Raw genomic sequence first — 9348 nt, 5'->3', positions numbered from 1 at the left:
TGTCGGAATCCCCGAGGTCTATAGCCAACTGGACGCGGGCTGATTGAGCCCGCGTCCAGCGGTAGCCCCGCAGAGAGCGACGGCTTCGAATCGGAGGTGCAGAGACGGCGCTCTCACTGGTGTGAGACCGCCTTCTATGTCGATCTCTTTTCGAGCGAGATGAATTCTGTCGCTCACGTTGCCGAAAATCAAGTCAATGCGGAGTAACGATGGGAACTACCGAGAATAGTCGGTGTGTTCAGTGCTACTTAGGGTCCTCCGACTGAGGCGATATAGTCCTCATGCGTCTTCGGATGTGTCTCAATGCGGAGCCGGACCTGATCGTCTACTTCTAAATTCTTTAATTGCTCACGTTCCTCCTCAGAGACCTTAGCCTCACTAATGTTGAAACGTTGTTCCTCTCCTTTCGGAGCCCGTAGTCCGTTCGTCGCAACTGCAATATTCCCCATCTCATCAACCGGTTCAATAACCAAAAACAGGTACGTGTTCTCCTCTTTGCGAATTTTTTCCTCCTGCTCAGCCTGTTCGCGCTCGTGTATCCTGGATTCCTCCATCCGATGTATGGTTTCGTAAACGTTTTTAGCTAAGTCAGTAGGTACATAGGTCACTTCATCAGAAACGAACTCAAACTTACGTATCGAAACATCAAAAATTTCCTCTTGCAGACGCTCTACAACACGGTTGTATCGTTCGATCCGTTCAATCTTACTCCCAGAGCGGAGTTCGTCAAACAATTTCTCAGGCCGGACTTCGAGTTCGGAGGCCGCACATTCACGTGCCGAGACCTTATGCTCCAGTTCCCTTCCGAACCTATCTAATACGGTTTTGATTGTCTGATCGGCTTCATCAATACGAACTTCATCATACGTATAGGGATCCTTGAGAACTACCTCATCCAAATCACCTTTCTTCTCAAAATACTGTTCCTCGACAAGCCGTTCGAGAAGATATTTGCTGATTTTGGTATCATTGACATCCTGCAACAGGACATGGGATTCATCCAATTCAGACGAACCCAGTGTTCCCGACTGGATTGGTTTTCCATGTTTCAGTGGGAGTTCTGAGAGTTGAAAATTCTCTTCGCCAACCGCAACATAGAGTTTTTTGAATAACTCCTGCCGGGGTTTAGTGAGTTCCTCCCACCCTTTCTCATCAGAGCGGTACCGCTCAAGCCATCTCCGGACACGGCCAGTAATTAGAAAGAGGATACCAAGAATGACGCCGGCCCCGACGATTCCCAAGATAATAAGAAAAACGCCAATCTGAGGAATTACAGAGACATACGGCAACAGTACGCCCAATGCCAAGAGTGTCGTTGCAATCAGCGACAGCCACATACACCACGTGATGAACCGGTTGATGTTGTCAAGCGATTCTGCGTAGTCAGAGACCTTATCTTGAATATGATAGAGTTGCTCGTCTGCAGGAATCTCTCCTAGAATCCTTTTTTCAATTGGGTCAAGCTGATCTGATGCTGCATTCCGCGCCCGGAGATATGTGATTACGAGGAAAGTCGTTGATAGCCACCATACCAGTAGACCGACTTGCGTATATGGATTGTTGAATACCTTTTCGAGGGAAAGCTCATCCGAAAATAGAGTTCCGATGACAGGGAGGAAGAGCCCGATGATAATCATATTCATGCGTATTAGACTCCGTGCGTCGTTAGCCACCTGCTGGAAGCTTGACGATCGTTCTTGGAGAAAGTCGAAGGTAGAAACCTCACCAGAGATCGATGTGTCATTTGGCATCCGTGCTATCCTCTATATGTTTAATCGTATGATATAGCCAATGTTTCTCCTGAGAACCTCCACCTAAATAAGAGGGAGTCACATTTGTGACGTCAGTCTAAGTCAGGTCGCCACGGATCGATATGAACCGCGTCAGCTGACCGCGTTTCTGACGCGCTCTGTTATGCGAATACGGCCGGTTGGTCGGACTCGCATGGCGATGAATTTCGATCAGGCCACGCAGGTCCTGACTGACAGTAACGTGTAGATGGATGTCGGCATGGTTGCGGGCGGCTACCTCGCTCCGTACCTCGTCGACACGGCAACCGGCACGATGCTTCCCTCGGAGATCTTCGGTCTCGGCGGGATGGCGCTCGGCGAGACGGTCGTCAGCAACCGAGCGTTCACGCTTGGCTCGGGGGCATTGTCGTCCGAGAAGCTGCCGAGCGCTTCAACGCTCAGGGCATGATCAACGAGGTGCTGGCGTAAATGAGCCTCTCGCTGTACGCCGCACTCGGTGACGTGAGCAAGTACGTCACCACGCAGACGAACATCACCGATCAACTGACGCCGGTCCTGACGATCAGCCCCAAAGACGGCGTGGGGGTGCTCATCCGGAACGCCGTCAGCGTCGGCGATAAATCCGGACTGCCGATCTACGGCAAGTTCAACGACTCGAACGGGAATCCGCTCCCAGCGAACACGCGCATCGCGATCGGCTACAAGTCCCCGACCGACGAGAGTATTCAGGTCGTCTCGGATCCCAAGGCAACGATCGCGAGTTACATCAAGAACAGCGTCTCCGACCAGCAGGACGAACGGAAGGTCGACGCTGTCAAACATCAGCTCAAGGGCAACAAGCTCGAGGTTCGCGACATCGACGAAGCGTACATCCTCGTCGATTCGTCCGAGCAGATCGATTACACCAACAGCGAGATCTACTTCGAAGAGTCGGCGCTGGCGGAGGTGGACCTCGAGTAATGGCGATCAAACACAAGCTCAAGTCGGCGAACTGGGTGCCCGGCAGTCTCACCCTCCGCGAGTTCGACACTCGAGAAGGGACCCCTGGCGGGGCGAGTATCGTCGCGGAAACCAAACTCGGGCGGGCGCTGCAGTTCCGAGACGATCCGGACAGCGAGCTTCGACTCGTGCTCCCGGCGTACGAACACTTCACCACCAACGGGACGGCAGACGATCAGGAGACGTTCGACCTCTCGCACAACGCGATCGACAGCCCGTCGACGGAATCGTTTGTGCTCTACGAGGACGGCGCAATCGTCGAACCGGACAGCATCGACTACGCGAACAACTCGTTCGATTACACCTCGAGCGGGACCGACACCGACCTCGACGTCTTCTACATCGCTCGCGATCCGGCCAGCGTGGAGATCCGCAAGACCGCGCCCGACGCTGGCGGCAAGGTCAACCAGACGCTCAAGGAGGGGCAGACGGCGATCCTGCACACTCGCGATCAGGCACAACAAGAGGTGAGCTTCGGCTTCGATCGGACGCCGCTGCAGCCGTACCTCCCGCGGAAGTTCAAGCTGCAGGTCGTCGTCGACGCACCCTATACCGTCGCGTTCGAGGCCCCCGAGCGAGCCAACGGTACCCCTCGAGCCCGCAACGCCCTGCTGTCACTGCCGCGGTTCCAGACCGAGGCCCGCATCGAGGGCCTGGGCGCGGCCGTCAAGCAGGACATGATCGGAGTCCGGGGGTGACCGCCCGTGCAAGGCGGCTTATCCGACGGCACCGGGCCGGGCGAACTCGCGGTCACTACCACCGCGACCACGACCTCGAGCCCGTCGAACCAATCTCAGTCTCAGCAGCCACCGGCGAGCCCGACCGAGCGGCTCGTCTACGGGACCCAGTGGACGCAGGACGACATCATGATCGCCCTGCTGGCGCTGCAGGCGGTGCTGCTGGTCTTCGTCACGATTCGAGCATGATCGGAGAACACACGAAGTGGCTCGTCGACCTGATCGTCGCGACGAGCCCGACGGACAGTATCGGCATGGAGGTGAGCTAATGCCGGGACCTGCAGCCGCGGTCGCTGCTGGCGAGGCAGCGGACAAAGCCGGTGACTTAGCGGAAAATGCCGGTGATGTCGCTGAGCCTGCAGCCGAGGCCGTCAGCAACGTCTCGGATAACGTCACGCAGGCGGCTGAGAACAGCCGCGGTTTCAACATCGCGATGGTGATCGGCGCGATTGCCTTCGCTTACGTGATCTACCGCGTCCTGAGCATGACTCGCGGGCCGGGCCAAGCAGCAGACGGCGTCGGCGACGCTGCCGACAGTCTCTTCGGCGGGGCGCTGAACGCGGCCTCTGGCGCTGGTGAGGCAGCAGGCGGTGTCGGCGGTGCGATCGGCGACATCTGGGGTGGCACGACCGACGCAGCCGGCGGACTCGGCGGTGCAGTCGGTGACGTCTGGGGTGGCTCGAAAGACCTCGCAGACGGCGCTGGCGACTTCGTCGGTGACGTTGCTGACGGTGCGACCGACGCCGGCGGTGACCTCTTCGGTGGCCTGATCTCAACTGGCGACGACGCCGTCGACGGGGCTGTCGAGACGGGTGACGACGTTGTCGACGGTGCAGTCAACCACGGCGGCAACGCCGTCGATGGAGCAGTCGACACAGGTCAGGATCTTGTCGACGGTGCGACCGACGCCGGCGGCAACATGATCGACGGCGCGACTGATTTCGCCGGAGGGCTGATCTAAGATGGAGCCGCTCACCCTGCTCAACCAGTTCGGATTTCCAACCGTCGCGTTCCTACTCATGTGGAAACTCTACCGGGAAGAACGCGGCGAGCGACGGGATGAGCGCAGCGAGTGGCTCGATGCGATTCACGAGCACACGGAGACGCTGAAAGCCCTTCGCCGGGATGTCCGGACGGTCGCGACCGACGGCGGTACCGAGAAAGAAGGTGATACCTGATGGTCGGCAACTCGACGATCGGACCCAACAGCCAGGTCGAGCGTATCCTCGCGAAGTACGGCCTCGAGGCAACGTCGTGGCCCGACGACATCCTCGAGGACGATACGAACCGACTGCTGCTCGCCTTACTTCTCGAGCAGCGCGGCGAGAACGCCCTTGAGGCGATCGACCAGCAGTCGGACGACAGTCAGGAGGCGGCGTACTTCGTGACGGAAGAGCCGCTCCCAGTGACGACGACCGAAGAGAACCGCCTCAAGTGGGGCTATCCGGCGACATCGGTCACTGTCTGGGGGTTCGACGAACCGGTTTACGTCGCGTTCCGCTCGGAGGGCGAGTATCGCAAGATCCCACTGGCACCCTCGGATGCTCCATACCACGCCGGCCCAGAAGGCGGCCTCGGTGCCTCGAGCGTCTGGATTAGCAAGCAGAGTAGCAGCACAGCAGACACGCAGGTCAAGGTGAAAGCGTACAAATGACATTCGAAGGACCAACCGCGACCGACTGGGGAACCGCACTCGCCGATCTTCGAGACAAGGTCGGCGGCATGACCAACTGGAGCATCGTCGACGATAGTTCGGCGGGAGCGGCAACGCTCGCGACGGGCGACTATTTCGTCCTCGAGACAGCGGTGGGCGAGCAATTCCGTATTGTTGTCTCTGACAACAGCTACGCTGGCGGGATTACGATGGAACACGGTCTGACGTGGGACTCAGGCAACTCCACGTGGACCGATCGCTACGCCAACGATGTCCGTAATGAAACCGGCAGTGACGGTTACGGGGACGAGTATTTCTACGCACCCGACACCAGAGGCGGCAGGAGTATGAGCATGAGCGACTCTGTCTCGTATTATCTCGAGTATGTTGACGCGGCTGGATTCGCCTTCTACGTCGATCGGAACGTCGGCGATGGACGCGACTCGGATATGGCGTTGGACTCGCATCGGTTTCGAAGACGTGGGACTACACCGCGGCAGCGAACTGCGAAAGCCAGTATTCGACCCTCTGGCACGGAACGTCGTATGATCGCGACTACAACAACCGGCACACCCAACGGTGGACCAATTTCCTCCCAGCAATGCCCGGCAAGACATCGGGTTCAACGCATGACGGTCGGGGGATCGTCAACCCGGATAACAACTTCGCGAACTACACCACGACGGACAACGTCATTTGCTCGGCCCAATACAAGAACGGGGACGGCAACGACGCCATCATCGGCACACACGACCTCTGGATCCTCGAGGAAAGCGGCGACGATGCCAGCCACGAGGATACCATCCAGGATTCTAGCGCGAACAACCTGTACACTCTGCTGAAGGCACACGGAACCGCTCAGATCGGCATCGCGATGGACTAAACCGATGGCAACGTTTGAACAGGCAGTCGGTGACAGCACTGTCGGCAGCGACGACCGCGCCGACATGCCGATCACCGCCGACACCGCTACCGCTCCGACGACCGACCTCGAGCGAGCTGTCGAGACGCGGACGACGACGATCGTCGGGACGACGGCAGACACTGATCGACCACAGCCCACGCGGGCCGTCGACATTGCCGGTGATCAGACGCAAAACCGCGCACGACCATGTCCGAAACGGCTATCGACGGAAGCAGAGCGCTTCGTCGAGAGTGGCATACTGATCCCCGGTGCGTTCCGCGGCGTCGAGGTCGTTGTTGTCGATCCAGACGGCGAACCACTCGAGAACGTTGACTGGGTGATGTCTGCAGGTGTCTTCCCGACCGCCGCCCCGGTTGACGATAGCGGACGGGCGACACTACCGCTGTTGCAGACATCCTATACCGAGTTCCAAGGGATTGCCGAGCGTGAGGGTAGGCCGCGAAATGTGAAATATTCGTGGTTTAACCCGGCAACGGACGGCGACGGTAATCGACTACAGGAGCCAATTAGTCCGCGTGACGAGACAGGTATCATCGTGCTGGACCCTGTCGAGATTAAGGGAATGTACGCGGGAAAGGGCGTTGATATGGGAGGACTGCTTCAATGACAGCGCATGAAATTTATATTATGTTCTCCTGAACACTAGTTTCAGTATGCCGATTGAAGTGTTGCGGAGAAACGAGTTGTGGTTTACTACCCGGTCAATATAATCATCAATATCCGGCTGTACTCTATCTTTCATCTCAATTGGTTCCAGTTCTTCATACACCTCACCGCGAGTAACACGAAGATGAATTCCAAAGTCCATTATTGCTTCAAGGATAACTAAATATCTAGGTTCAATCGGATTTCCAAATAATGTTCCTCTATTGAAATCGTCCAACAATACTGATAATTCGTCTCGAATCCGTTTGAGATGCTGTCGCTCCAAAAGAGCAAAGTCATAAGCAATATAGATGTTATTCAGTAAGTGAATTCGCTTCCAGCGACGATTTCGTTCGCTAAGCGTGTCAAATGTAGGTGTAACTATTGCGGCTCCTTCTGGATCAACTGAGATTCGATCGCCTTCTAGATAACCTAAAAATGGTTCGGCGACGGTCGTCGCAATTCGTTCTGGAATCTCTCGGTTTTCTCGCCGCATTATTCTTGCCCTGTCATTCTTGCTTACGTCACTATATTCGTATAAATAAGATATCGTGCTTACTTTTCGGTCGCCATTTTTCCCCACATATGGTTCCGGGACATCATCATCGAATACAAATTCATTGATGTTTTCAAAAATAGATTGGATCGACTGTTTCTTCTGACCTATGACTATTTTCAAACTTTCCTGAATACTCCTTTCGAAATTCAAGAACTCTTTGACCGTTTTTTCGCTCTCAAATTCAAAATAAATCCTGATTCGAACTACGAAGTAGCCAAATGGGTAATACAACACTCTTGGAGAGACTTTATAATCGACCAAATCATATCGGCTCATAATCCATTCTGGGACTTCCACGGAGTTTGATGGAATACAAAACTCTGGTTGAAAATGGAAATTATTTTCTTTTTCGTTCGAATATAGGTTCTTCCAAAAGCTCCATCCTCCCTCAAATTCTCCGACGTTATCAACAGTTAAAGGCCGGTCTGGCAAGCTACCGTCGGTTAAGAGAGAATCACAGTAATGCTTAAATTCTGTACTAATCTTACTTTGGTCGAATATCGTTTCTATATAAAACTCTTGACAAAGTTCCGTGATTGTTCCGCTTTTGATTCCCATGAGAAGGAGTAACGCTTATAACCGCCTAACGATTACGCCCAGGCTGGACTCCGCCGGCTCTAAGCCGTTTGTGGGGTCGCCGAGAGGCGGCCATTGAAGGCCAGAAGCCGGAACGTGGGTTGGACTCCCACGATGGCACAGGAACATTACAAGGAAACAGGCCCAAAAAGGGTCGAGATCGGATCATCAGACTGGTAGCTCGGGCGCATCCGGCTGATGGTTGACTTCCTCCTTGTAATGCGGGCTGCCTCTCTGGTCTGATCAACAATGAGATGTTGATATATCAATATTTAACTTGAATTTGTTTCCAGAATCGCATTTTCCAGTTCTACGGAATAATTCAGGTGGTGATTCTTATACAGTTACTTTCTCTCCGGACTCGACGATATCTTCCCCATCAGTGTAGCGCATCGGCGGGACGATAACCCAGACATGTTGGTTACCGGCCCACACTGAGATATAACCCTCACTCTCGAGAGGCTTGATGATCTCGTCGAGAACGGCGCTCTTCGCGTGGAGATACCTTGATTTCCTTCACGGCCCAGAGCCCGTGGAATCACACCATGGGATTTCGGGCCGGGTTGTATTGGATTTGTGCGTGAAGTTTGGCGAACGCCCAACCGTGCAATCAGCGATTCATGAATGCGCCGTAGTCCATATTCTCCTAGATGTACTGGGGATTCTCCAGTACCAACACGGGGTTCTCAACCTGCCAAGCGCGTTCGGGACACAGATTTGATAGGCGTACACTCTGAAGAACTGATATGGCTATAGACGAGCTCACCCGTCGCCTTGATGAACTGCGTCAGCAACTGGATCGCCTTCCAGAAACGGCCGAACCTCCGCCGACGACGCTCCAACTCTTAGGTCGAAATCGGCAAGAGGGTGACTGGCAACGGCTCCTCGCGTATTTTCTGGATCCAGCGGCACCACATCGGCTCAACCACGCCGCTTTGGAACAGTTTCTCCGAGGGCTTCAGAGTCGCGACGACCTCTCCTTCCAGTTCTCTCGATTCGATCTCGAGACTGTGCAGGTCGCGACCGAGATCCCAGTTCCGGATGGTCGGGTCGACCTTCTAGTGTGGTGTGAAGAGAAGTGGCTCATCCTCTGCGAGTTGAAAATCGACGCCGCAGAAGGTGATGGACAGACTAGGAAGTACGCCACCGCAGAGACATTCCAGAATGTCGATCTGGACCCTGCCGCGGTTGCCGACTCCCGCCGACACTACCTGTTTGTGACGCCGGATGGTTCGCGTCCGGAATCGGAGGCATTTGCTGCGCTCGAGTGGTCGTGGATCGCGTCACAACTGCGGGCTGTTCTAGAGTCGGACTATGGGAGCTATCCTGTGCGAACGACCAGCCAACTGGACGATTTCGTCGATACCATTGAAACAGAACTCACGATGACTGCACACGAGCGAAACGAGGCTGCGAAAGCCGAACTGTACGTGGACTACTACGACGAAGTGGCCGAGATCACCAGTGCATTCGAGACCGAGTGGGAGGATCTCATCGACAAT

The 9348-nt window shown here is 55.2% G+C and carries 12 protein-coding genes; 10 read left to right on the top strand and 2 right to left on the bottom strand.

Going from position 1 to position 9348, the window contains the following annotated elements; all coding sequences use genetic code 11:
- Window positions 1-248 precede the first annotated feature (248 nt).
- A complete protein-coding gene (locus tag ACERI1_RS18590; protein WP_373619967.1) occupies window positions 249-1643 on the bottom strand; it encodes a hypothetical protein in 1395 nt (464 codons plus the stop codon).
- A 355-nt stretch (window positions 1644-1998) separates the two neighbouring features.
- Between ACERI1_RS18590 and ACERI1_RS18585 the strand changes: the two genes are divergently transcribed.
- The 9 genes from ACERI1_RS18585 (at window position 1999) to ACERI1_RS18545 (ending at window position 6673) form a co-directional block, all read left to right on the top strand.
- A complete protein-coding gene (locus ACERI1_RS18585) occupies window positions 1999-2199 on the top strand; it encodes a hypothetical protein (protein ID WP_373619966.1) in 201 nt (66 codons plus the stop codon).
- A gap of 20 nt (window positions 2200-2219) precedes the next feature.
- On the top strand, window positions 2220-2711 hold the full coding sequence (locus tag ACERI1_RS18580; protein ID WP_373619965.1) for a hypothetical protein: 492 nt from the start codon (window positions 2220-2222) through the stop codon (window positions 2709-2711).
- The gene (locus ACERI1_RS18575; RefSeq protein WP_373619964.1) at window positions 2711-3448 is read left to right on the top strand and encodes a hypothetical protein; all 738 of its coding nucleotides are present in this window, start codon (window positions 2711-2713) and stop codon (window positions 3446-3448) included. Before ACERI1_RS18580 ends, ACERI1_RS18575 begins: the two co-directional genes overlap by 1 nt.
- 6 nt (window positions 3449-3454) lie before the next feature.
- Window positions 3455-3676 carry a hypothetical protein gene (locus tag ACERI1_RS18570; RefSeq protein ID WP_373619963.1) on the top strand — a complete coding sequence of 74 codons (222 nt, stop codon included), beginning with the start codon at window positions 3455-3457 and terminating at the stop codon, window positions 3674-3676.
- A 79-nt stretch (window positions 3677-3755) separates the two neighbouring features.
- The gene (locus ACERI1_RS18565; RefSeq protein ID WP_373619962.1) at window positions 3756-4448 is read left to right on the top strand and encodes a phage tail protein; all 693 of its coding nucleotides are present in this window, start codon (window positions 3756-3758) and stop codon (window positions 4446-4448) included.
- Between the two features lies 1 nt (window position 4449).
- Complete coding sequence (locus ACERI1_RS18560) at window positions 4450-4665, top strand: hypothetical protein (RefSeq protein ID WP_373619961.1); 216 nt, start codon at window positions 4450-4452, stop codon at window positions 4663-4665.
- A complete protein-coding gene (locus ACERI1_RS18555; protein ID WP_373619960.1) occupies window positions 4665-5141 on the top strand; it encodes a hypothetical protein in 477 nt (158 codons plus the stop codon). The genes ACERI1_RS18560 and ACERI1_RS18555 overlap by 1 nt, the downstream gene beginning before the upstream one ends.
- 601 nt (window positions 5142-5742) lie before the next feature.
- Window positions 5743-6024, top strand: a complete 282-nt coding sequence (locus ACERI1_RS18550; protein ID WP_373619959.1) for a hypothetical protein — start codon at window positions 5743-5745, stop codon at window positions 6022-6024.
- Window positions 6025-6028: 4 nt separating this feature from the next.
- A complete protein-coding gene (locus ACERI1_RS18545; RefSeq protein ID WP_373619958.1) occupies window positions 6029-6673 on the top strand; it encodes a hypothetical protein in 645 nt (214 codons plus the stop codon).
- An 18-nt stretch (window positions 6674-6691) separates the two neighbouring features.
- Here the strand turns inward: ACERI1_RS18545 and ACERI1_RS18540 are convergent, their stop codons facing one another.
- Window positions 6692-7828, bottom strand: coding sequence for a hypothetical protein (locus tag ACERI1_RS18540; RefSeq protein WP_373619957.1), 1137 nt, complete (start codon window positions 7826-7828; stop codon window positions 6692-6694).
- A gap of 764 nt (window positions 7829-8592) precedes the next feature.
- On the opposite strand from ACERI1_RS18540, the gene ACERI1_RS18535 reads away from it, so the two are divergent.
- Window positions 8593-9348: PD-(D/E)XK nuclease family protein (locus tag ACERI1_RS18535; RefSeq protein ID WP_373619956.1), on the top strand; the 756-nt coding region annotated here is incomplete at its 3' end.

The sequence above is a fragment of the Natrinema sp. HArc-T2 genome, from assembly GCF_041821085.1.
Lineage (GTDB): Archaea > Halobacteriota > Halobacteria > Halobacteriales > Natrialbaceae > Natrinema.
This window is presented reverse-complemented; position numbering and strand designations above follow the sequence as displayed.

What these genes read in the sequence shown, in the direction of transcription:
- ACERI1_RS18590 (WP_373619967.1), bottom strand. Translation starts at nt 1,643, where the DNA reads ATGAATATGATTATCATCGGGCTCTTCCTCCCTGTCATCGGAACTCTA.
- ACERI1_RS18585 (WP_373619966.1), top strand. Translation starts at nt 1,999, where the DNA reads ATGGATGTCGGCATGGTTGCGGGCGGCTACCTCGCTCCGTACCTCGTC.
- ACERI1_RS18580 (WP_373619965.1), top strand. Translation starts at nt 2,220, where the DNA reads ATGAGCCTCTCGCTGTACGCCGCACTCGGTGACGTGAGCAAGTACGTC.
- ACERI1_RS18575 (WP_373619964.1), top strand. Translation starts at nt 2,711, where the DNA reads ATGGCGATCAAACACAAGCTCAAGTCGGCGAACTGGGTGCCCGGCAGT.
- ACERI1_RS18565 (WP_373619962.1), top strand. Translation starts at nt 3,756, where the DNA reads ATGCCGGGACCTGCAGCCGCGGTCGCTGCTGGCGAGGCAGCGGACAAA.
- ACERI1_RS18560 (WP_373619961.1), top strand. Translation starts at nt 4,450, where the DNA reads ATGGAGCCGCTCACCCTGCTCAACCAGTTCGGATTTCCAACCGTCGCG.
- ACERI1_RS18555 (WP_373619960.1), top strand. Translation starts at nt 4,665, where the DNA reads ATGGTCGGCAACTCGACGATCGGACCCAACAGCCAGGTCGAGCGTATC.
- ACERI1_RS18550 (WP_373619959.1), top strand. Translation starts at nt 5,743, where the DNA reads ATGCCCGGCAAGACATCGGGTTCAACGCATGACGGTCGGGGGATCGTC.
- ACERI1_RS18545 (WP_373619958.1), top strand. Translation starts at nt 6,029, where the DNA reads ATGGCAACGTTTGAACAGGCAGTCGGTGACAGCACTGTCGGCAGCGAC.
- ACERI1_RS18540 (WP_373619957.1), bottom strand. Translation starts at nt 7,828, where the DNA reads ATGGGAATCAAAAGCGGAACAATCACGGAACTTTGTCAAGAGTTTTAT.